We start from the raw sequence: 24,307 nt of genomic DNA, 5'->3' as shown, positions 1-24,307 counted from the left end.
CACTTTAATTTTTTAGATCAAAAGTTTATCCTATTTCCAATTCAATAAAGGGCTTATGGAAATGATCAAAAAAATCACTGTTACACTTTCTTCAATCGCACTTCTTTCTGCCTGTGGCGATAACCAACAGGAAGCATCATACGGCACATGGGAAAGCCCGATCACGGCGGAACTGACCACCGAAAGCGCGGTTGGGTTACGTAGTGTGCGTCTTGATGGTGATGATTTATATTGGATCGAAAGCAGACCCGAAGAAGGCGGCCGCCGCGCCATCGTAAAACGCGATGCAGACGGCAACGTCAGTGACGCCATTCCAGCGGAATATTCAAGCCGCACTCGCGTTCATGAATATGGCGGCGGTTCATATTTCGTGGAAGATGGCGTGATTTATTTTTCAAACCATAGCGACCAAAAATTATACCGTTATAACGGCGAAGGTGAACCAGAAGCCCTTACCAACGATGGATACCGTTACGCCGATTGTGTGATGGATGCATCACATAACCAGCTTATTTGCGTACAGGAAGATCACACATTCGACGGTGAACCGGTAAATACACTTGTGGCCGTATCACTTAACGGTGGTGGTCGGGTCAGACCATTATTTTCCGGCACCGATTTCGTATCCAGCCCGGCGATAAGCCCGGACGGTGAAACACTTGTCTGGATTACGTGGGATCATCCGAACATGAATTGGGATGACACCAAAATGTGGAAAGCATCCATTTCGGATAACGGCAGCATTTCCGGTACAGAAACCATCGTGGAACGCGCCAGCCTTTCTGTACAGGAACCACGTTTTAACAAAACGGGTGATCTTTATTATATTTCCGATCCAAACGGATGGTGGAATTTCCAGAAATATGAACTGGATGACGAGGAAAGCAGATCACTGACCCGTAAAGAGGTTGAATTTGGCAAATCCGGTGCCCTTGGCGCCCATAGCTGGGCCTATTACGGCGACAATCAAATCATCGCCAAATATGAAAGCGGCGGCACATCGCATCTTGCGACTGTGGACCTTGTGAATGGCGCGGTTAGCGAAATTGAAACACCATACGTCAGCATTTCAAAGGTTTATTCCGATGGCGATCGTGTCTATTTACTGGGCGCGACCACAACCGCAGCAACGGAACTGGTGGAATATAAGGATTGTGAATTTGAAACCATCAAACAATCACAGGCCAAAATGGTTGATGATGCTTTTATTTCCGCGCCAGAAGCGATCACCTTCCCAAATCAAAAGGGCGAACCTGTTCACGCGTTTTATTACGCACCAAAAAATCCGAATTTCGTTGCGCCGGAAGGTGAACTGCCACCAACCATCGTGCGTCTTCATGGTGGGCCAACGGGTGCGACCAGTGCCGCATTTCGTATGAGCCGCCAATTTTGGACATCACGCGGTTTTGCCATCATCGACATTAATTATGGCGGCAGTACCGGTTATGGCCGCCCTTACCGTGAACGCCTGCGTGGTATGTGGGGCGTGGTTGATATCGACGACACTAAAGCAGGATTAGATTACCTGATAGAGCAAGGAATTGCCGATCCGGATAAACTGTTAATCGCGGGCGGTAGTGCCGGTGGTTATTCCGTTCTAGTTGCCCTTGCACAACACGATATTTTCGCGGCTGGTGCCAATTATTTCGGCATCAGTGACTTGGAAGTCCTTTACCGCGACACCCATAAATATGAAAGTCGCTATCTCGATAGCCTGATCGGCAAATTACCGGAAGACATCGACATCTTACGTGACCGTTCACCAATCAACCATCTTGATGGTTTCTCAAGCCCGCTAATCACATTCCAGGGATTACTTGATGAGGTCGTACCGCCAAACCAATCACAGCTGATTGTTGACGCATTAAAAGAAAAAGGCGTTCCAGTGGCATACTACCCATATGAGGGCGAATACCACGGCTTCGGCAAAAAGGAAAACATCATCCACAGCCTTGAAAGCGAACTGGTGTTCTACGGTAAAATCCTTGGTTTTACCCCGGCGGGTGAATTGCCGGAAATCCAGATTGATAATTTCACAGAATAACGTCATTCCGGACTTGATCCGGAATCCACGGAATCCTTTCATCGGATAAATTTTCTTTATTTAGAGGATTTCGTAGACCCTGAATCAAGTTCAGGGTGACGGATGTCTTGTTAAATCTCTTCGTATTCTTCCGGCGTATCGATATCTTGAAAGATGGCTTCTGAATTTACATCAACCTCGATGATATCATCGGGGTAATCCTTGAGAAGTTTTCTTGCGCCGCGGTCGCCTTCGAGTTCTTCGAAATCATTGAAATAGTTTTTCGCGAAGATGAGCGGGTTGCCGATTTTGCCGTTTGTGGTGGGGGCGATGATTTTGCCTTTTTCGAATGCGGCGATCAGATCATTGTAATTACCTGATGTGATGTATGGCATATCGCCAAGGCAGATCATGACGCCGTCGATGTCATTTGGTAGTGCTTCAATTCCTGCCTTTACCGATGTACTGAGACCATGGAAAAATTCCAGGTTATGAACGTAGGTCACATCACCTGAGATACTTTTCTTTACCGCTTCGGATTCATTGCCGGTGACCACGTAAATGCAGGAAACATTGCTGTCCGCAAGCTGTTCGACAACATAATTCACCATGGTTTTATCATTGAATGTCAGTAGTAATTTATTTTCTGCGCCCATACGTGTGGAACGCCCCGCTGCCAAGACTATAGCGGCAATGCGGGCCATTTATGCGATGCCTTTGATGTTTTCAGCGCGGCGTATAGATACCAATTCCGCAAGGATTGAAAGCGCGATTTCAGCGGGTTCAAGGCTGCCGATATCAAGGCCAGCTGGGCCATGAACGCGGTCAATTTCTTCTTCCGTGAAACCTTTCTCACGCATTCTATCGCGGCGTTGCTTTTGGGTTTTTCGGCTGCCAAGTGCTGCGATATAAAATGCATCGGACCGCATCGCCATTTCAAGCGCCGGATCATCAAGCTTCGGATCATGGCTTAATGTCACGATGGCGGTGCTTGAATTAATACCGATTTTCTCAATGGCTTCATCCGGCCAATCAGTCATGAATTTTGTGCCCGGGAACCGTTCCTCACTCGCATAAGCAGTGCGCGGATCAATCAGCGTTACATCGATATCAAGGGCTTCCGCCATTTTCACAAGTCCTTGTGAAATATGCACGGCCCCCACCACAATCATTTGCAGCGCCGGTTTAAATTCATGAATAAATAATTCATCATCGGCGGTTTTGATTGTTGATTTTAAAGTTCGAACTTCATGCGGATCACCATCAAGCAGGAACGCACAAGTTTTCTGAACATCGATAAGTGGTTCAACAATAATATGAACTTCACCGCCGCAGCTTAGGCCCACTTCCCATGCTTGATCGGTTGCGACCTCGAATTTCAGTAATTCACCCTCACCTGATTTAATCACGTCAAAGGCGGTTGTTACAACAACCCCATCAACGCAACCCCCGGAAACCGACCCTTCCATATGGCCGTCCGCATCAATCACAAGGTGGCTACCGACCGGACGTGGTGATGAACCCCATGTTTTTACCACGGTGGCGAGCGCCATTTTGCGGCCCTCATTATCCCAGTCACGGATGGTTTCCCATATATGTCGCCAATCTGTACTCATGTCCGGGACAGTAACAAATGCATAAACAAAAATCACTTAAAAAAACGCAATATTATAACAAAATATTGCGCTTCCCCATAAGCATACCTATATTAACTTCAGAAAATTTAAGGGTATATTTATGGATCCATTTACACAGGGCGCACTTGGCGGTGCATTTTCACAAAGCTTTTCAAACAAGAAAACAATGGCGATTGCCTGTTTTGCCGGTATTTGTGGTGGCCTTGCACCGGATTTGGATATTGTCATTGGGTCTGATATCGATCCGCTTTTATCCCTTGAATATCATCGTCATTTCACCCATTCGATCTGGTTTATTCCGTTTGGCGGCGCGCTGGTCGCTGGGGCCATATGGCTTTTGTTTAATTTAATCCTGAAAAAGGATCACTGGGATTTTAAAACCATATATAAATTCGCGACCCTCGGGTACGCGACCCACGCGACGCTTGATGCCTGCACCAGTTATGGTACGCGGTTATTTTGGCCCTTATCCAATGCGCGGGTGACGTGGGATACCATATCGATCATTGATCCATTGGTGACCATTCCGTTGATTGTTTTCGTTATATTTAGCGCAAAACGCGGTTCATCCAAATTTGCACGTATCGGCATGGGTGTCTTTTTCTTTTATATGTCGCTGGGGTTTGTTCAAAATGCACGAGTGACAGACACGATTGAACAGCTGGCTGCGGATCGTGGTCACCAAGTCGAACGGATTAAATTAAACCCGACCATTGGCAACCTGATAGTGTGGCGCGCAGTTTATCAATATGATGGCAATTATTATGTAAACGCCGTTGTTGCACAGCCCTTTAAATCCCCATCTATTCTGGAAGGCACATCAGTTCCTGCCATTGACCCCGAAACAATTTATCCTGAAATTGGCACAGATAGCGTGGCACGTAATGACATTCGCCGCTTTAATTATTTCGCACAAGGATATTTGTTTGAACATAACGGCGGTCTTGCCGATTTAAGATACAGTGCTGAACCCCATAAAGTTCAGCCGATCTGGGGCATACGCGTTGATCGCAACAATCCGGATCATCATGTTGAGTACGGCAATTTCCGTGGCCCGGATGGGCGGGCGCTTGATACCACATGGGATATGATGTGGGGCGATTATACCCCAGAACAAAAAAGCGACATTGCACCATAAGGAACAAGGCCGCTTTTCATAATTCTTATTCTGTCTGATTAGCCACGCATATTACGTAGACGCAGACGCAGGGCATTAAGCTTAATGAAGCCCTCAGCATCGCGTTGATCATAAACCTCGTCTTCTTCGAATGTCACATGTTCCATAGAATAAAGTGAACGTGGTGACTTACGACCAACCAGTGTTGCTGATCCTTTATAAAGCTTCATACGCACTGTGCCGTACACATCTTCTTGTGATTTGTCGATTAAGGCCTGCATCATTTCACGCTCTGGCGAGAACCAGAAACCATTATAAATGGCTTGGGCGTATTTCGGCATGATCTCGTCTTTAAGATGCATTGCACCACGGTCGATCGTAATACTTTCCATACCACGGTGCGCGGTTAGCAGAATTGTACCACCCGGTGTTTCATAAATACCGCGGGACTTCATTCCGATGAATCTGTTTTCAAGCAGGTCAAGACGACCAATGCCATTAATTTTACCAAGTTCATTTAACTTGGTTAGTAATGTTGCCGGTGACATACGCACCCCATCAATCGCAACAGGATCACCTTTTTCAAATTCGATATCAATGTATGTTGGCTCTGCTGGTGCGTTTTCCGCTGAATCAGTACGGCTATACACATATTCTGGTGCTTCTTCCCACGGATCTTCTAAAAGCTTTCCTTCAGAAGAAATATGAAGAAGGTTCGCATCACATGAGAATGGTGCCTCGCCACGCTTATCTTTCGCGATTGGAATTTGATGCTTTTCAGCATAATCAATCAGCTTCTCACGGCTATTTAGATCCCACTCACGCCATGGGGCGATCACTTTAATTTCCGGGTCATTGGCATAATAACCAAGTTCAAAACGGATTTGGTCATTCCCTTTACCGGTTGCACCGTGGCTTACTGCTTCCGCACCCACTTGATTGGCAATTTCAATCTGACGCTTGGCAATAAGTGGACGGGCAATGGCTGTCCCTAATAAATATGTTCCTTCATAAAGAGTATTGGCACGGAACATCGGAAAAACATAATCGCGCACGAACTCTTCACGAAGATCATCAATGAAGATTTCCTTTACGCCAAACATTTCTGCTTTTTTGCGTGCAGGTTCAAGCTCTTCACCTTGTCCAAGATCAGCTGTGAATGTCACCACTTCGCATTGGTATTCATCCTGAAGCCATTTCAGAATAATTGATGTGTCCAAACCGCCTGAATAGGCAAGCACAACTTTATTAACTGACATCATTTTTTCCTTGTCAAATTACCGAATCCATTATTGCGGCGCAGTATAGGGAAAACTTTCCCTTTAGCAACCCTTGAAATACGCTTTTTCTTCAGAAATATGCAAAAAATGATACTTTAAACAAAATTTTATTTGTAAATAATGAAAAAAATCGAATAAAATTCTAAAAATTAAACATCACACATCTAATCAATTTTATTAAAAAGTATAATTGATGGATTAAATATAAAATAGAACTGTATTAAATTTTACGGCGCCAATATAACACCATTATCGGCAGCATATTTTTCCCATTCCGCAATCAATTCGTTAAGCTTTGTCACATTCACTTTACTTAAATCGTTTCTTTCTGCGGGGTCAGCCGGAATATTATAAAGTTCCCAATCACCACTTCCAAACCTCCCGGGAATGCGTATCAATTTCCAATCCCCTTTCCGAATAGCAATTCGGTTATTAAGTTCCCAACCAACCACATCATCAGATGCATGAATTTCTTCTGCTTCACCATTTATAAAAGGAAGCATGGACGTTCCAATATATGGTGCAACTGACCTGCCGTTATATTCTGGTCCGGGATGCTCGTGCTTTGCAAGATCGAGAAACGTTACTGGTAAATCAAGTACCGTTGCAAATTGATCCAGAAACTCTCCCTTACGGCCTTCAAATTTGCCCGGATAATTAATGATCGCTGGTACCTTTATTCCGCCTTCGGATGAAAATCCTTTAAACATGCGCATTGGCGCTGTCGATGCCCTTGCCCAATGCGGGCCTAAATAAATATATGAATTTATCCGGCCCATATTTTCAAAACTATTGTCGAAATTTTCATCTATCCATTCTTGTGGGAAAGCCCTTGCCATGCCCGGGCCAAACCCTTGTGCCCCATTATCCGACATAAAAATAATGACCGTATTGTCACGTTCACCTGTTTTTTCAAGATAATCAATGATACGCCCAATGTGGTAATCCATATTATCAACCATGGCGGCGAAAATTTCCATTTCACGGGCATCTATTCTTTTTTGTTCATCGCTAAGATTTTCCCAATTTTCCTCTGGCGGGTATGCGGGATCAGGGGCGATATGGCCTTCATCAATAAGACCGATTTTTTCAAGTGATTTTAATCGTTCTTGGGCCAAATTGTCATAGCCTGCATCATAACGCCCTTTATATTTATCAAGATATTCATCTGGCGCCTGAAGTGGCCAATGCGGTGCCGTATAGGCAAGATAGGCAAAAAACGGCTTACCATCATCCTTATCAGCCGAAATATATTCCATCATTTTATCGGTATAAAAACGGCTTGAGAAAAAATCATCCGGCAATTCCGTCATCACACCATCTTCGCGGTACCATGACGTGTCATGATCCACAGTCATTGCAGCATCATCAAAATGGCCACCGCCCCCTTGCAAAATAGCGAATGATCGCTCAAAATCCCGTGCTGCGGGCGATTGATCCTCTTCATATCCAAGATGCCATTTACCCGTCATATAGGTATGATAACCTGCGTCTTTTAATAATGACGACACGGTTACAACATTATGGTTCATATAACCTTCATAGCCAGGTTGCCCTATTTGATTTTCTGCCTGGTCATTATACATAGTACCCATACCAGCCACATGGCTATCCGCCCCACTAAGTAACATTGATCTGGTTGGTGAGCATGCAGCGGCTGCATAAAAGTTGCTTAATTTAACGCCTTCTGCCGCGAGCTTATCGAGGTTTGGTGTGGATATCTCGCTACCGAATGCACCAATATCAGAATAACCAAGATCATCAGCAACAATAAGCAGGATATTTGGGCGTTCATCCGTTTTTTCCGTTTGGTCAGAACAGCCGCCGATCAAAAGTGGCGTCAATGCCAACATTAAAAACTTTTTCATGAAACTTCCCTAAACCGCTTAAAAATTAATATTAATTATTGCTATATCACAGTCTTGGGATTTATGGAAATTACGAAATAAGGCCGCATAATATCTATTATGCGGCCTTAATATTTTACTTCTAATCATTCGCCCGATGGCAATTGACACATGATCCAGAAATACGGCCCGCCATATAATATCTCGGTGATCTGAGTGACGCTTGAAAGAGTGCCTGATCCACATCATTCATGAAACGATACATTCCGCTAACCAGATACGGGTGGCGTTCACGTAGGTCTTCGCTTTGAATTCCATCGCCGATTTCTTTAATACGCTGCAGAGTTTGAACAATATCCTGCTGATCAACAGGGTTATTTTCATCTGCACGGCTAAGGTCACTATCAAGCCTTAAAAGCGCGAACGCAAGTTGATGCATGTTGCCTCTTAATTCCTGACCGTCCACATAATCAAATGGTGGGGGACTTGCCACTTGTGGGAAGCTTTGATCATTCGAATTAGTGCAGGATACGAGCAAAAGCACTGAAGAAATGATTAAAACTATTGGTGAAAAAACTTTATTCATTGTATATACCTCCTTTGTGTAAGGAAATTATACTTTTGCGCCAAAACAAATACCTTGATGCCAGTCAAGTATTGGACATTAAACGAAATAAATTTCACAACAAAAAATCAAATATTTCCTTATTTGACAACTGTCCCCCGCCCCACTATCGTACAGTCAAATTTAACCGACCAAAGGGGAGAAAAATGTCAATTAAATCATTCGGTCTTAAGGCCGCTTTACTAAGCAGTGTGGTGTTCCTTGCCGCATGCGATAGTGGAAATAACACACCGGCCGCATCAAGCGGCGCAGAAGAACAAGCCGCAAACGAACAAATGGTAGAATCCGAAGAAGCCATGATCGCACGCGCGATGGATATCCATGAGCGTATCATCACACTTGATACCCATGATGATATTGACCGTGCAAATTTCACGGATGAATTAAACTATACCATGGATACCTATAGTCAGGTGAACCTGCCGAAAATGTATAAAGGTGGCCTTGATGTGGCATTCTTTATTGTGTTTACAAGCCAAGGGGAATTAAACGAAGCTGGATTTAAAGAAGCATATGATACAGCCATCAGCAAATTCAACGCGATCCACTGGCTGGCAAAAGAAAAAGCACCTTCGCAAATTGGTCTTGCGCTAACATCTGATGATGTGCGCCGCCTTAATGCCGAAGGAAAGAAAATCGCTATGATCGGTATCGAAAATGGTTATCCAATGGGAACTGATCTAGGTAACATTAAAAAGTTTGCTGACCTTGGCGCAAGATATATGTCCCTTGCCCATAATGGCCACAGCCAACTTGCCGATTCAAACACTGGTGAACGTGTTGATGAAAACGGCAATCCAACAGAACCATGGCTTTATAACGGCCTTAGCGAGCTTGGTAAGCAAGCCATTGTTGAGCTTAACAAGCACGGTATCATGATCGATATTTCCCATCCATCATACGAAGCCAACAAACAAACAATCGCGCTTTCAAAAGCACCGGTTATCGCGTCCCATTCATCGGCACGTGCACTAAGTTCAGCGGTAAGCCGTAACCTTGAAGATGACCTATTGCTTGCGGTTAAAGAAAACGGCGGTGTTATTCAAACGGTTGCATTTTCAAGCTATCTTGACCGTGACAAACATAATGCCCACCAGGAATTAAAAGACAAACTTTACGCTGATGTCGCTGCGAGAATGGGTTTTGAAATTCTGGATTATGATACACGCCAGAACATGACACCGGATGCCCTTGCCGCATACCGTGAAACCTATGATCAACTGGTCGAAATGGCGGCACCACGTCTTGAATCAGAAGTAAACACCGTTGCACCGCCAGTGGATGTTAAAGACTTCGTTGATCATATTGATTACATGGTGGACATGATTGGCCTTGATCATGTTGGTATCAGTTCCGATTTCGATGGTGGCGGGGGCGTCGAAGGATGGAATGACGCATCCGAAACACACAATGTAACAATTGAACTAGTACGCCGCGGATATACTGAAGAACAAATCGCACAGCTTTGGGGTGGTAACCTGCTTCGTGTGCTGGATGACGTTCAGGAAGTGTCACGCCAGCTTCTGGCTGCCGAAGGCGAATAATTATAAAAACAGGATAAAATATTGGATCAGGCAAAACGCAACTTGCTTAAATTCATGTTAACAAGCCCGCTGATGGCATCAGCGGGCTTTGCTAATGCATTTGATTCGGAAAAACTGGACCCCGATCTTGAGTTTATCCTGAGTTTAAAAAAAGAACTAATATCAAAACCGGAAGACGGTCTTAATGTTTTTGACTTTGAGGCCGTCGCCCGTGAAAACTTATCTCCCGCCCATTATGGCTATCTTGCATCGGGCGTCAGCGACGAAATAAGCCAAATTGCAAATCGCAAGGCCTTAAAACGGATAAAGTTAATCCCACGCCGCCTGCGTGATATGCAGCATATGGATACATCCATCACATTATTCGGACGCAAATGGAATTCGCCGATTATGATTGCACCCGCTGGCAGTCAGGGTGCCTATCATGATGACGCGGAACTTGCCGTTGCCCGCGCCGCCAAAAAACGCGACCAATTGATGATGTTATCAACCCTTTCATCTAAAAGCTTGGAAGATGTGAACGCCGCCCGCGGTGAACCCGTATGGTTTCAATTTTACCCACGCCAACATTGGCCATCCAACGAGATCATTATGAACCGCGCTGAAGACGCGGGTAATGAGATCATGGTCATTACCGTTGATATGATCGGCAAAGGAAAGCGCGAAACCCTAGAGCGTTTCATCAAAATGGATGATGCCAATTGCGCCGAATGTCACGGCGAAGTCAGAAGCGGATTTCGCGGCAAACCCATGCTCGACAATATCGATTTTGATGCTTACATGGGAAGCGACAGATCATTTGGTTTTGACATGTTAAAGCGCATAATCGACACCACATCCATGAAAGTATTGGTCAAAGGCATCACCAACGCCGAAGATGCGCTTGGGTGTCTTGATGCGGGTGCAGATGGCATCATCGTATCCAACCACGGTGGCCGCGCAGAGGTAAGTTCACGTGGCACCATTGATATCCTGCCCGAAATTGTTCGTGCCGTGAATGGCCGTGTGCCAGTAATGGTCGATGGCGGCATAAGACGCGGCAGTGATGTTTATAAAGCACTCGCCCTTGGTGCCAGTGCCGTTGGCATCGGTAGGCCGTATTTATGGGGTCTTGGTGCCTTTGGTGAAGAAGGCGTTAAAGCCGTTCTTGAAATCCTTGATGAAGAATTCAAACTAGTGATGAAACAACAAGGCACCAACAGCATCAACGATATTAAAGAAAATTCAGTGGTCGTTTAATGCCTTACTGATTTAAATTCGTACCTTTATCAAAAATAATTTTCCATTCGCCCGCGTCATTTTTACGCCAGACGGAATTAAAGTAAGCATAGACCACGCCATCGGGACTAGTCACCGGTCCACTGCTAAAGGCGATATTACCGTCCGGGTTGATCATCACAGTTTCTGATTTCCAACTGAAAGGCGCGTCTGCCTCTTGATAAAAATCTTCCCAGCGAGCGGCGACTTCATCAGCACCCGTTAATGGCCCACGCCCACCCCAAAACACCGTATCCGGATCAAGGAATGATTTAAAAGCATCAAAATCCCGGTCCGCCATCGTCTTGGCAAATGCATTTTCTGTCGCTGCGACCTCTGCCTCAAGCGCGCTATGGTCCTGCGCGAATGAAACCCCAGCAGTAATAACCATTAACAAAAATATATTGATAAGACGCAACATTGATTACCCCTTTTTAATTTTTAAAAAAGAACCCTATCAAAATTGATTTGGTGGTGCAATCTTGTTTGCCTAAGCTTTCGTGGCAGTAACGATTATTTCAACGAGCAGCGCTTCTCTTGCAAGTTTAGCTTCACCGCAAGCACGGGCAGGCGGATTTTCCGGATCAATCCATGCATCATAAACTTCATTCATGGCTGCAAAATTTTCCATTGTCGAAAGCCAGATCGTAGCCGATAAAATACATGATTTATTTGATCCCGCTTCGGCGAGAAGTGTGTCTACCCTAGAGAGCATATCAGCCGTTTGTGATTTGATATCATCACCACTACCCACTTGCCCACAAAGATAAATCATATCGCCATGAATAACAATTTTGCTCATACGTGCAGTTTTATGTAATCGTGTGATGTCAGAAGCTGGCATTTTTGGTGTCCTTTGAAAATGAATTTGAATGTTCGTACTATAGCAAAGACGTTTATTCAAGTGTTCAGGGAAGGAAAATCCGATCAGTGGATATGTTTTAAGAGATTAGACCTCTGCCCCCAAAATCAATTTACTCCGGCCCTATTGATCCTCTAAAACATGAAAGAAATCATTGAAGACTATCATGATAGTCACCATTTTTATGTCTAAAAAAAACATTACAATATTGTAATTCTAATTTTAGTGATTCTTCATTTATAACATTAACGTACGGATTTAATTCTAATGTCACCGTTGTTTTTTCCGTAGCCCTTAAGAGATTATCATACAATACTTTTTTTCTATTTTCATTCACCGAAAAAGGCATACGAATAATAATATTTTTATTACATTCTGGTGCAGGAATTGGGAAATATTCTTTCGGAACTAAAACTTCAAATTGTCCACCTTGATTAAAGCCATAATCTAAATTGATGGAATATTGCCCAGGAACCAATTCATAATGCATATGAAAATAATCTGCATATTTTCCACTATTTACGGTAATTTCTTGAAGTGCCGTTGGCACTACAAGGATGAAACCGAGAAAATAAGAGAATAAATCCATAATGCCCCAAGTACGAGAGCCCCTATAGGCTCTCGTTTGCTTCTTTGTTTGCGTCTACCGTTTGGTAAATTTCGCTACCTGTGTTTTTAAATTTCTCGCTCATTTCCGCCATGCCGCTGTCGGCGAAGTCGCGGACTTCTTGGCTGATTTTCATTGAGCAGAATTTTGGTCCACACATGGAACAGAAATGCGCCACTTTATGGGCTTCTTTCGGCAAGGTTTGATCGTGATATTCACGGGCCTTTTCCGGGTCAAGGCCGATGTTGAATTGATCAATCCAGCGAAATTCAAAACGTGCGCGTGACATTGCGTCGTCACGAAGTTGCGCGCCCGGATGCCCTTTGGCAAGATCGGCGGCGTGGGCCGCGATTTTGTATGTAATCACGCCAGTTTTAACATCATCACGGTTCGGAAGACCCAAATGTTCTTTTGGTGTTACATAACAAAGCATCGCACAACCGAACCAGCCGATCATGGCGGCACCAATACCGGATGTAATATGATCATACCCCGGTGCAATGTCGGTTGTTAGTGGCCCAAGCGTATAAAATGGTGCTTCATGGCATTCTTTTAATTGCTTATCCATGTTGATCTTGATCTTGTTCATTGGCACGTGACCCGGCCCTTCGATCATGACCTGTACGCCCTTGGCCCATGCGATTTTTGTTAGTTCGCCTAATGTTTCAAGTTCAGCGAATTGTGCCTCGTCATTGGCATCGGCGATCGAGCCCGGACGCATTCCATCACCAAGCGAGAATGAAACGTCATAGGCCGCCATAATGTCACAGATTTCTTCGAAATGGGTGTAAAGGAAACTTTCCTTATGATGCGCAAGACACCATTTCGCCATGATCGATCCACCGCGGGACACAATACCCGTCACACGGTTGGCGGTCATTGGTACATAACGCAGCAACACACCCGCATGAATGGTGAAATAATCAACGCCTTGTTCCGCCTGTTCAATTAATGTGTCGCGGTACACTTCCCATGTCAGGTCTTCGGCGATGCCGTCCACTTTTTCAAGGGCCTGATAAATTGGAACAGTGCCAATTGGAACCGGTGAATTACGGATGATCCACTCACGGGTGTTATGAATATTACGGCCAGTGGATAGGTCCATCACGTTATCTGCGCCCCAACGGGTTGCCCATACCATTTTATCCACCTCTTCAGCGACCGATGATGTCACGGCGCTGTTACCGATATTCGCATTAATTTTCACAAGGAAATTACGGCCAATGATCATTGGCTCTGCTTCAGGGTGATTAATGTTGCGCGGTATAATGGCGCGGCCTTCGGCGATTTCTTTTCTTACAAATTCCGGTGTGATTTGATCCGGGATATTGGCGCCGAAACTTTCGGCGTATTCATCCGGCGTGTAATTATTACCCAGTTCCGCGCGTGACATATTTTCACGAATGGCGATATATTCCATTTCTTTCGTGATGATGCCGGCTTTCGCATATTGATATTGGGTCACAACCGCCCCGTTTTTACCACGAAGCGGTTTATGTTTTACCGGGAATTCCTGCGCCAGGAATTTACCTGTTGCGCCGCCGTTGTCTTCTGGTTTTACGTCACGGCCTTCATATTCCTCTACGTCGCCGCGGTCCGTTACCCATTTTTGGCGGTCACGGTTAAGCCCTTTAAAAATATCAATTTCAACATTTTCATCTGTATAGGGGCCGGATGTGTCATATACTTTTAAATCCGGTTCATTGGCGGATGGCTCAAGCGCGATTTGGCGCATGGCGACTTGAATGGATGGGTCGGTGCCTTCCACATAAATTTTGGTGGATGCCGGAAGCGGACCTGTGGTCACTTCCATTTTTTCGATTTTTGTTTCTACGTTCATTGCTTGGATCTCCAAATTAAATTAACAGGAGACCCGGGATAGATAGCGGTAACGGTTTTAGAATTCTTATGATTCCTTCCCTCCGCCGGAATAACCCGGATCAGGTTCTAAGGGTTACGGTTTCCTTTTACCGAATCTCAGTCGTCATGACTCCCCTAGGAATGGCAACAAGCCTAAACAATTCTTGGGTAAATACAAGTAAATTATATATTGGATTTAAGCGTGCATTAACGCTATAAGCACGTCCATGGAAATTGAATTTGCAGAACTTAAATCCGTTTTAAAAAAAGGTGAACGATTACTTGGGCTTGATCTGGGCTCGAAAACCATCGGCCTTGCGCTTTCGGATGTGCTGCTTACGGTGGCAACACCGATGGAAACCATCAAACGTAAGAAATTCACACTGGATGCTGAACGTTTGCTTACCATTATTAAAGAACAAAATGTCGGCGGCCTTGTTCTTGGTCTGCCGATGAATATGGACGGATCAGAAGGGCCGCGTTGCCAATCAACCCGCCAATTTGCCAAAAATATGATGGGAAAAACCGACATTCCAATCTGTTATTGGGATGAGCGCATGTCAACCATGGCCGTCACCCGCACACTGATTGAAGCAGACGCAAGCCGCAAACGACAAGGCGAGCTTGTGGATAAACTTGCCGCCAGTTATATCTTACAAGGGGCACTTGATGCGCTGGGCCGTGGATAGCTTACATATAAAATCACTTGCCTAGAATCATAATTATATCTATATAATTGGTTTTCAGAACCTTAACGATTTTCACAGGAATTAAGGACTGAATATGTCAGCATTTTCCCACCCCCATCTGCTTGGGATTGAAGGGCTTAAAGAAGCCGCAATTACTGAAATCCTTGATCTTGCCGATGAATATGTCGAACAGAACAAACAGACCAACAAGAAAAAAGACGTTCTTGAGGGCCTGACACAGATCAATCTGTTTTTCGAAAATTCGACACGGACTCGCATGTCATTTGAACTTGCTGGGAAAAGACTTGGTGCTGATGTGATCAATATGTCCACATCCACATCATCGATTAAAAAGGGTGAAACGCTGATTGATACGGCGTCGACACTGAACGCGATGCGTCCTGATTTGCTTGTTGTGCGTCACGGTATGTCTGGCGCGGTTAAGCTGCTTAGCCGTAAGGTGGACTGCGCAGTATTAAACGCCGGTGACGGTAAACATGAACATCCAACACAAGCTCTGCTTGATGCGCTAACCATTCGCCGCCGTAAAGGGCGCCTCGCGCGTCTAACGGTCGCCATTTGTGGTGATGTTCTGCATAGCCGGGTGGCCAGATCAAACATCCATCTGCTTAATATCATGGGTGCGCGCGTACGTCTTATTGGCCCGCCGACGCTTATCCCATCTGGTGCGGAACGCCTTGGCTGTGAAGTTTTCCATAATATGGAAGAAGGGCTTAAAGGATGCGACATCGTAATGATGCTTCGTTTACAAACAGAACGTATGCACGGCGGTTATTTCCCAAGCGTTTCTGAATATTTCACCCTTTACGGCCTTGATTATGAAAAGCTTGAAAATGCCAAGGAAGATGCACTGATTATGCACCCTGGACCAATGAACCGCGGCGTGGAAATTGACGCGGCAGTTGCCGATGATCTAACCCGCAGCGCAATTCAGGAACAAGTGGAAATGGGGGTTGCCGTACGCATGGCGTGTCTGGACCTCTTAACCCGCAAGAAAAGAGGAGAAGGCTAATGAGTACAGTAACGCTATATAAAAACGCGCGCCTTCTTGATCCTGCATCAAACCTAGACATGAAGGGTGAATTGCTCACAGAAGGCGATAAAATTATTGCGCTTGGTGAAAGTGTTGAAGCCCCAGCGGACGCCGAAATTGTTGATGTTGGTGGCAAATGCCTGTGTCCGGGCCTAATTGACATGCGTGTTTTTGTTGGTATCCCGGGTGCGGATTATAAAGACACCATCGAAAATACCGGCGAAGCGGCCGCAGCGGGCGGCGTCACCACAGTTCTGGTTCAACCAAATACCGATCCGGTGCTTGATAACACGGCCCATATCGAATTTCTTGAAAACCGCGCCAAGAACGCACTGGTCAATTTTGTACCGATGGCCGCCGCAACCAAGAAAATGGAAGGCAAGGAAATGACCGAAATTGGACTGATGACCAATGCCGGACATAAGGTTTTTGGTGATTGCAGTTCGACAATCGAAAATGCAGCCATCATGAACCGCGTGCTGAAATACGCATCCACATTTGACGCAGTGATCGTTCAACATCTTGCGGAACCGTCCCTTTCCAAAAATGGTTGTATGAATGCGGGTGATCTTGCAAGCCGCCTTGGGTTACCGGGCATTCCAACTGCTGCTGAAACACTTGTTCTGGAACGTGACGTAAGGTTATTAAAAGGTACCGGCGGCAGATACCATGCATCACAAGTAACCTGCGCCGATAGTATCGAAATTTTAAAACGCGCGAAAGATGCTGACCTTAATGTAACAGCCGGCGTTGCTGTACCCCATTTATCACTGAATGAATTTGCAATCGAAGATTACCGCACATTCATGAAACTTTCACCGCCACTGCGCGGTGAAGAAGACCGTATTGCGGTTGTTGAGGCCCTAAAAGACGGCACCATTGATGTGATTGTCAGCGGCCACGATCCGGAAGATCCAGAAAGCAAACGCGTTCCATTTGAACAAGCTGAACCGGGGGTGGTTGGACTTGAGACACTGCTTAATGTTTGCCTTGAAATGCATCATAACGGCAGTATGGAACTTCTGGATATCTTATCCAAGATGACTTGTAACCCTGCGAAAATTATGGGACTGGAAAGCGGCGTTCTTGCAGCGGGCGCACCAGCGGATTTATGTATTTTTGATCTTAATACCCCATATACAATTAATGCAGAAGACATGGTTTCCGTGACCAAAAACACATGTTTTGACGGCAAACCTGTTCAGGGCCGTGTTCTTAAAACCGTTGTCGGTGGAAAGTGTGTATTTGATTATAATGGCTGATTATTCGACCCTTCAAATACTCTTCGCGCTTATTGGTGGTTACATATTGGGATCCATCCCGTTTGGTTTGGTTTTGGCACGCCTTGGTGGATATGGTGATATCCGTAAAATCGGTTCCGGTAATATTGGCGCCACTAATGTGCTTAGGACAGGAAACAAGTTCCTTGCCGCGTTAACCCTTATCCTTGATATCGGCAAAGGCGCGATTGCAGTGCTTATTTGCGAACAAATTTATCCGGGGCTCGGGTTATTTGCCGGTGGCGGTGCATTTCTTGGACATCTTTATTCAGTGTTCTTAAAATTCACTGGTGGCAAGGGTGTCGCCACATTCCTTGGTTTAATGATTGCCCTAAACCCGATTGCGGGGCTAAGTTGTTGTGCGACTTGGCTTGTTAGCGCGGGGTTATTTAGAATTTCATCACTATCCGCGCTCATCGCAGCCCTATTATCACCGATTTACGGATTTTATTTTTCCGGGCAAAATCTTGCGATACTGGCAGGAATTTTATGTATTTTGATTTTTATCAAACATAAAGATAACATCGGTCGCATCCTTTCAGGTTCCGAGCCAAAAATCGGTAAAAAATAATTTTAAAAATTGGGGGAATTGATGAGCATCACGCCAGAGCCACTATCATTTGCAGAAAAACAAGCGAGACTTCGCCTTATCAGAACGGATAACGTCGGCCCTGTGACATTCCGCCAGCTAATCAGCAGATATAAATCCGCCGAGAAAGCCATTGAAATTTTGCCTGAACTTGCAAAACGCGGTGGCCGCAAAAAACCGCTTGTAGCCTGTTCAATGGCAAAAATTAATAAAGAACTGGATGATCTGGATCAAAACGGCGGTGAGCTGATTGTTCTGGGTGATACGCTTTACCCTGCCCTGCTTGCCGCAACCGAAGATTCACCGCCAATAATGATGGCACTTGGGCATACTCATTTACTTGAACAAAATAGTTTTGCCATAGTCGGCGCAAGAAATTCATCCGTAAACGGATTAAAAATTGCCAGAAACTTTGCTGAAAAACTTGGTCAGGCAGGATATGTAATTTCATCAGGTATGGCCCGTGGTATTGATGCTGCCGCCCATCAGGGCGCGATTAACACCGGCACCATCGCTGTGCTTGCGGGCGGGGCGGATGTGATTTACCCTCGTGAAAACACAGAAACCTATCACGCAATAAAAGAAACGGGTCTTATTTTATCGGAAATGCCATTTGGCACCCAACCACAAGCAAGACATTTCCCAAGACGCAACCGAATTATTTCCGGCCTGTCACTAGGCGTTCTTGTGGTTGAAGCCAATCATAAATCAGGAACATTAATCACCGCACGCCTTGCATCGGAACAGGGGCGTGAAGTTTTTGCCATTCCCGGTTCCCCACTTGACCCAAGGGCGAAAGGGCCAAACAGCCTTATAAGACAAGGGGCACAGTTAACGGAATCCGTAGAAGATATTCTGGAAGTGTTAAATATCATGAGCGGAAGACAGTTATCCGAACCACAATTTGATTTATTCCATTCACCACCCGCAACCGAAGAAAGCGATAATGAACTTGAAAAAGCGATGATGGCAATTAAAGAAAAGCTAAGCCACACCGCAACATCGGTTGATGAGCTGATCAGACTAACGGATTTATCCCCAAGTGTTGTTCAAACAGTGCTTTTAGACATGGAATTAGCAGGAGAAATTACACGTCATGCAGGAAACAGGGTATCTTTTTGTTAAAAGTTTGTATAAAAGCCGACTAATATAAATTTGATAAAATGATTCTTTTGGTGAAAATTAACAATGAAAACTGTAATTGTTGAATCTCCGGCGAAAGCCAAAACAATTAATAAATACCTTGGTAAAGACTATAATGTTCTTGCCAGTTTCGGCCATATTCGAGACCTGCCGTCCAAGGATGGATCGGTTGATCCTGAAAATGATTTTGCCATGACATGGGCCGTTGATACGGATAGCAAAAAACGTATCAAGGACATTGCCGACAGCACCAAAAGATCAGAAGAATTGATCCTCGCAACCGACCCCGACCGCGAAGGGGAAGCCATTTCATGGCACGTTTTAGAAGTTCTGAACAAACGCCGTGGGGTCATGAAAGACGTTGCAGTAAAACGCGTTGTTTTCAATGAAATTACCAAAAATGCCATTTTAAAAGCAATGGAAGAACCACGTGATGTTGATCAGGAAATGGTTGAAGCATACCTGACAAGACGCGCACTTGATTATCTTGTGGGCTTTAATCTATCGCCGGTATTATGGCGTAAATTACCGGGTTCAAAATCAGCGGGTCGCGTGCAATCAGTTGCACTTCGATTAATTTGCGAACGCGAACTTGAAATTGAAAAATTCAATTCCGAAGAATATTGGTCAATCGAAGCCAAACTTAAAAATAGCACATCAAAAGCATTCACCGCGAAGCTTGTGACTTTAAACGGTGAAAAACTTGAAAAATTCACATTAAATAACGAAGAAAGCGCAAACGCCGCCAAAGCAGCGGTTGAAGCCGCGAACTTCACCGTTGAAGATGTGGTTAGCAAGCCAACGCAGCGCAGACCAGCTGCGCCATTTACAACATCAACCCTTCAGCAGGAAGCAGCTCGTAAGCTTGGCTTTAATGCGCAGCGCACCATGCGTACAGCTCAAAAACTTTATGAAGGCATCGATATTAAAGGTGAAACAACAGGTCTTATCACCTATATGCGTACGGACGGTGTTAATATCGCACAAGAAGCCATCAATGATGCACGTGGTGTCATTGGTAGCAATTATGGTGATAATTACGTTCCGGCAAAACCAAACTTTTATAAGAATAAATCCAAAAATGCGCAGGAAGCTCACGAAGCAATCCGCCCAACAAGTCTAGCCAGACTTCCAAAAGACGTGGCAAGCAAATTGGATGAAGATCAAAGAAAACTTTATGAACTAATCTGGAAACGTACCATTGCCAGCCAAATGGCAAATGTACAAATGGAACAAACCACAGCTGATATTACATCGGATGACGGCAAAATTTCATTACGCGCGACCGGAACAGTACAAATTTTTGATGGCTTCCTAACTCTTTATCAGGAAGGGGTTGATGACGCCGACGAAGAAGATGCAAAACGCCTACCGAAGCTTTCTAAAGGCGAAAATATCGATAAAGAAAAAATCGATGCTATTCAGCATTTCACAGCCCCTCCTCCACGCTTTACAGAGGCGAGCTTGGTTAAGAAAATGGAAGAGCTGGGTATTGGTCGCCCATCGACATATGCGTCAATCCTTACAGTGTTACGGGACCGTAACTATGTTGTGATGGAAAAGAACCGCTTTGTGCCAGAGGGCAAAGGCCGCGTTGTAACATCATTCCTTGAAAAATATTTCAACCGTTATGTTCAATATGACTTTACAGCGGGTATGGAAATCGAATTGGACCGCGTATCAGATGGTGATGTTCCGTGGAAAGAAGTTCTTGCTAATTTCTGGCTAGATTTCAGTAAGGCCATTGATGATACAAAAGATCTTCGTGTTTCAGAAGTGCTTGATGTTATCACAGATACACTTGCACCATTTATTTTCCCGGAACGCGAAGACGGGTCTGATCCGCGCAAATGTCCAAAATGTAAAGAGGGTGGCCTTAGTGTAAAAACAGGTAAATTCGGCGCATTCATCGGTTGCGAAAATTATCCGGAATGTAATTACACACGCCAAATTCAAAATGGCGAGGGTGAAAATGGTGACGGTGCAGATGAAGGACCACAAACACTTGGCATTGACCCAGATAGCGGCATGGAAGTAACCCTTAGAACAGGTCGCTTTGGCCCTTATATCCAACTTGGTGAACCGGTTGAAAAAGAAAAACCAAAACGCGCATCCATTCCAAAAGGAATGTCCGTAGAACATATTAGCTTTGAAAAAGCGCTTAAGTTGCTTGCGTTACCGCGTGATGTGGGAATGCATCCTGAAGACGGTAAAGTGATTAAAGCGGCCATTGGCCGTTACGGACCATATGTTTCACATAATGGTGCTTTTGCAAGCCTTAAAGATCCAGAAGATGTGTTTAACATTGGTATTAACCACGCAGTGACCCTACTTGCGGAAGCAGCCGCGAAAAAAGGAAAAGCATCCGAGCCATTAAAAGATCTGGGCGAACATCCAGATGGCGATGGTAACGTTCTTGTCATGGATGGCCGTTATGGACCATATGTGAAATATAAACGCGTAAATGCGACCATTCCAAAAGATAAAGATCCAATGGACGTCACCATGGAAGAAGCGGTTGAGCTGATCAAAGCAAGGGCAGCAAAAGGCAAAAAGAAGCCAGCCCGTAAAAAGGCAGCACCTAAGAAAAAAGCCAAATAAGGAAAGAAATGGCAAAATCTAAAGTCCCATTCCCAGATGAAGAACAGATTTTGGAGTTCATCCGGGAAAACCCGGGGCGTGCCTCAAAGCGTGAAATTTCGCGCGCCTTTCACATTCGTGGTGATGAAAAAATCCAGCTTAAAAAATTGCTTCGTAAAATGAAGCTTGATGGCAAACTCGCAACGGCTTCCAGATCACGCCTTCAAGTCGCGGATGAACTACCACCAGTTCTTGTTATCGAAGTAGACGGTGTTGACAGCCATGGTGACCTGACAGCAAGGCCACAAAATTGGGATAGTGATGACCATCCCCCAAAAATCCTAATTTACGCTCACGATCGAAGGAATAGACTTGGGATCGGGGATCATGCGCTTGTACGGCTTACGCCGAACAAGGATGATAGTGAAAGCGGATATATCGCCAAAGTCATCCGGAAATTAGAGAAAAAGAAATCTACCCAAATAATGGGTATCTTTCGTTCGGATGATGATCATATTGCTTTCGTTAATCCGACAGATAAAAAAGACCGCAATAAATATCTAATCGCCAAGAATGATTGGAATGGGGCGTTAGATGGGTCACTGGTTCTAATCCAGATTAAACCAGGCCGACAACGATCCAGACAGATCAAAGCAAAACCAGCCAAGGTCATAAAATCATTTGGTTCGATCAATGATGCTAAATCCATCAGCCTGATCGCGATCATGTCTCAAGGGATCGCCATTGAATTCCCGGAAGAAGTATTAAATGAGGCCCAAACAGCAGATCAACCGACGTTAGGCAACCGTGTGGATTTACGCGACATTCCATTAATCACAGTGGACCCATCAGACGCTCGCGATCATGACGATGCCATCTGGGCCGAGATGGACCCTGATCCGGATAACCAAGGCGGATGCCACATCATTGTCGCCATTGCCGATGTAGCCCATTATGTAAAACCCGGATCGGCACTTGATAAAGAAGCCCTAAAACGTGGTAATTCCACATACTTCCCAGACCGGGTTGTACCAATGTTACCAGAAAGCTTATCAAACGGTTTATGTTCACTTCATGAAAATGAAGACCGCTATACAATGGCTGTACATATTTGGTTTGATAAGAAGGGCAAAAAAATAAGACATAAATTCATTCGTGCCCTGATGAGAAGCCACGGAAGTTTATCATACGAAGAATTTCAATATGCCCGCGATGGCATCGTGTCTGACCGTGCAGAACCACTGTTAGAAACTGTGATTAATCCACTGTATGACGCATATAATATCCTGAAGAAAGGCCGTGAATTTAGAGAGCCACTAGATTTACATATGCCCGAAAAGAAAATCACTTTAAATGATGACGGTCATATCGCATCGATTAAAGAACGCGTCAGTTTGGATGCCCATAAACTCGTCGAAGAATTTATGATACAAGCCAATGTTGCCGCCGCAGAAGAGCTTGAAAGAAAACAAACACCCTGCATGTACCGAATACATGAACAACCGAGCATGGAAAAAGTGGAAGGCTTAAGAACATTCCTTGATAGTCTTGGGTATAGTTTCTCGAAAGGCCAAGTTCTAAAACCGAAAATTTTCAATAGCCTTCTTAAAAAAGTAAAAGAATCACCGCAAGAAGATGTGATCAGCACAATTGTGCTACGCACCCAGATGCAGGCGGAATATAACCCCGAAAATCATGGCCATTTCGGTTTATCGCTGACAAGATACGCGCATTTCACCTCTCCGATCCGTCGTTATGCGGATGTGCTTGTGCACCGCGGATTAATTAAAGCGCTTAAACTGGGAAAAGACGGCCTAAGCCCCTTTGATGCCGGCAACATGGTGGAAACCGCAGAACACATCAGCCAGACGGAACGCAATTCAATGATCGCCGAACGTCAATCAACGGAACGATACATCGCCCATTATATGAGCGAACGCATTGACGAAGAGTTCGATGGAAAGATTAACGGTGTTCACCGTGCGGGGTTGTTCATCACCCTTAATGAAACGGGTGGCGAAGGGTTTATCCCCGCATCTTCGTTATACAGTGATTATTTCCATTACGATAAAGAACATCACCTGTTAGAAGGCGAAAACAGCAAGATCATCTATCAGTTAGGTGATTCTGTCCATGTCAGATTAAAAGAGGCGAATCCGGTTTCCGGTGGGCTTATTTTTGAGCTCATAGACGAAAGATTACACAAAATAAAAGGCAGAAAATCAAACCGTCGCCCCAGAAAACGAAAAAGAAAATAATTTCTGACATTTTCACTGACTTTTACTTGACTTAAACGATAATCCCTGTATTTTC

The 24,307-nt window shown here is 44.8% G+C and carries 20 protein-coding genes and 1 riboswitch; of the genes, 11 read left to right on the top strand and 9 right to left on the bottom strand.

Annotated features, from left to right (window positions below; translation table 11 throughout):
• Positions 1-61 precede the first annotated feature (61 nt).
• Positions 62-2,044 (top strand): S9 family peptidase, encoded by a 1,983-nt coding sequence (locus tag KW060_RS03540; RefSeq protein WP_249034994.1) that lies wholly within the window; start codon positions 62-64, stop codon positions 2,042-2,044.
• Between the two features lie 110 nt (positions 2,045-2,154).
• Here KW060_RS03540 and KW060_RS03535 read toward each other — a convergent pair whose 3' ends face one another.
• Together KW060_RS03535 and KW060_RS03530 are read right to left on the bottom strand one after the other, a co-directional pair.
• Complete coding sequence (locus KW060_RS03535; RefSeq protein WP_249034993.1) at positions 2,155-2,727, bottom strand: nucleotidyltransferase family protein; 573 nt, start codon at positions 2,725-2,727, stop codon at positions 2,155-2,157.
• On the bottom strand, positions 2,728-3,639 hold the full coding sequence (locus tag KW060_RS03530) for an XdhC family protein (RefSeq protein WP_249034992.1): 912 nt from the start codon (positions 3,637-3,639) through the stop codon (positions 2,728-2,730).
• A gap of 121 nt (positions 3,640-3,760) precedes the next feature.
• Here KW060_RS03530 and KW060_RS03525 point away from each other — a divergent pair, with 121 nt between their 5' ends.
• Positions 3,761-4,798, top strand: coding sequence for a metal-dependent hydrolase (locus KW060_RS03525; protein WP_249034991.1), 1,038 nt, complete (start codon positions 3,761-3,763; stop codon positions 4,796-4,798).
• 38 nt (positions 4,799-4,836) lie between these two features.
• Here the strand turns inward: KW060_RS03525 and KW060_RS03520 are convergent, their stop codons facing one another.
• The 3 genes from KW060_RS03520 to KW060_RS03510 form a co-directional block, all read right to left on the bottom strand.
• On the bottom strand, positions 4,837-6,039 hold the full coding sequence (locus KW060_RS03520) for an argininosuccinate synthase (protein ID WP_420833149.1): 1,203 nt from the start codon (positions 6,037-6,039) through the stop codon (positions 4,837-4,839).
• 245 nt (positions 6,040-6,284) lie between these two features.
• Positions 6,285-7,925: an arylsulfatase gene (locus KW060_RS03515; protein ID WP_249034989.1), complete on the bottom strand. Its 1,641-nt coding sequence runs from the start codon at positions 7,923-7,925 to the stop codon at positions 6,285-6,287.
• A 121-nt stretch (positions 7,926-8,046) separates the two neighbouring features.
• A complete protein-coding gene (locus tag KW060_RS03510; protein WP_249034988.1) occupies positions 8,047-8,490 on the bottom strand; it encodes a hypothetical protein in 444 nt (147 codons plus the stop codon).
• Between the two features lie 185 nt (positions 8,491-8,675).
• Here KW060_RS03510 and KW060_RS03505 point away from each other — a divergent pair, with 185 nt between their 5' ends.
• The gene (locus tag KW060_RS03505; RefSeq protein WP_249034987.1) at positions 8,676-10,073 is read left to right on the top strand and encodes a dipeptidase; all 1,398 of its coding nucleotides are present in this window, start codon (positions 8,676-8,678) and stop codon (positions 10,071-10,073) included.
• A 21-nt stretch (positions 10,074-10,094) separates the two neighbouring features.
• Positions 10,095-11,312: an alpha-hydroxy acid oxidase gene (locus KW060_RS03500; RefSeq protein WP_249034986.1), complete on the top strand. Its 1,218-nt coding sequence runs from the start codon at positions 10,095-10,097 to the stop codon at positions 11,310-11,312.
• 4 nt (positions 11,313-11,316) lie between these two features.
• Here the strand turns inward: KW060_RS03500 and KW060_RS03495 are convergent, their stop codons facing one another.
• The 4 genes from KW060_RS03495 to thiC all read right to left on the bottom strand — a co-directional run bounded on the left by KW060_RS03495 (position 11,317) and on the right by thiC (position 14,639).
• Positions 11,317-11,751, bottom strand: coding sequence for a YybH family protein (locus KW060_RS03495; RefSeq protein ID WP_249034985.1), 435 nt, complete (start codon positions 11,749-11,751; stop codon positions 11,317-11,319).
• A 69-nt stretch (positions 11,752-11,820) separates the two neighbouring features.
• Positions 11,821-12,174 (bottom strand): RidA family protein, encoded by a 354-nt coding sequence (locus tag KW060_RS03490; RefSeq protein WP_249034984.1) that lies wholly within the window; start codon positions 12,172-12,174, stop codon positions 11,821-11,823.
• A gap of 169 nt (positions 12,175-12,343) precedes the next feature.
• Complete coding sequence (locus KW060_RS03485; RefSeq protein ID WP_249034983.1) at positions 12,344-12,781, bottom strand: hypothetical protein; 438 nt, start codon at positions 12,779-12,781, stop codon at positions 12,344-12,346.
• 22 nt (positions 12,782-12,803) lie between these two features.
• Positions 12,804-14,639 carry a phosphomethylpyrimidine synthase ThiC gene (gene thiC, locus KW060_RS03480; RefSeq protein ID WP_249034982.1) on the bottom strand — a complete coding sequence of 612 codons (1,836 nt, stop codon included), beginning with the start codon at positions 14,637-14,639 and terminating at the stop codon, positions 12,804-12,806.
• A gap of 60 nt (positions 14,640-14,699) precedes the next feature.
• Positions 14,700-14,806, bottom strand: a riboswitch (TPP riboswitch).
• Between the two features lie 80 nt (positions 14,807-14,886).
• On the opposite strand from thiC, the gene ruvX reads away from it, so the two are divergent.
• The 7 genes from ruvX (at position 14,887) to rnr (ending at position 24,252) form a co-directional block, all read left to right on the top strand.
• Positions 14,887-15,348, top strand: coding sequence for a Holliday junction resolvase RuvX (ruvX, locus tag KW060_RS03475; protein WP_249034981.1), 462 nt, complete (start codon positions 14,887-14,889; stop codon positions 15,346-15,348).
• Positions 15,349-15,442: 94 nt separating this feature from the next.
• The gene (locus tag KW060_RS03470) at positions 15,443-16,381 is read left to right on the top strand and encodes an aspartate carbamoyltransferase catalytic subunit (protein WP_249034980.1); all 939 of its coding nucleotides are present in this window, start codon (positions 15,443-15,445) and stop codon (positions 16,379-16,381) included.
• Positions 16,381-17,664: a dihydroorotase gene (gene pyrC / locus KW060_RS03465; protein ID WP_249034979.1), complete on the top strand. Its 1,284-nt coding sequence runs from the start codon at positions 16,381-16,383 to the stop codon at positions 17,662-17,664. The genes KW060_RS03470 and pyrC overlap by 1 nt, the downstream gene beginning before the upstream one ends.
• Complete coding sequence (gene plsY / locus KW060_RS03460; RefSeq protein WP_249034978.1) at positions 17,657-18,253, top strand: glycerol-3-phosphate 1-O-acyltransferase PlsY; 597 nt, start codon at positions 17,657-17,659, stop codon at positions 18,251-18,253. The genes pyrC and plsY overlap by 8 nt, the downstream gene beginning before the upstream one ends.
• A gap of 21 nt (positions 18,254-18,274) precedes the next feature.
• Positions 18,275-19,396, top strand: coding sequence for a DNA-processing protein DprA (gene dprA / locus KW060_RS03455; RefSeq protein WP_249034977.1), 1,122 nt, complete (start codon positions 18,275-18,277; stop codon positions 19,394-19,396).
• Between the two features lie 63 nt (positions 19,397-19,459).
• Complete coding sequence (gene topA / locus KW060_RS03450) at positions 19,460-22,015, top strand: type I DNA topoisomerase (RefSeq protein WP_249034976.1); 2,556 nt, start codon at positions 19,460-19,462, stop codon at positions 22,013-22,015.
• Between the two features lie 8 nt (positions 22,016-22,023).
• Positions 22,024-24,252 carry a ribonuclease R gene (gene rnr / locus KW060_RS03445; RefSeq protein ID WP_249034975.1) on the top strand — a complete coding sequence of 743 codons (2,229 nt, stop codon included), beginning with the start codon at positions 22,024-22,026 and terminating at the stop codon, positions 24,250-24,252.
• Positions 24,253-24,307: the final 55 nt, after the last annotated feature.

It is taken from the genome of Pseudemcibacter aquimaris (assembly GCF_028869115.1).
Taxonomy (GTDB): Bacteria; Pseudomonadota; Alphaproteobacteria; order Sphingomonadales; family Emcibacteraceae; genus Pseudemcibacter; species Pseudemcibacter aquimaris.
This window is presented reverse-complemented; position numbering and strand designations above follow the sequence as displayed.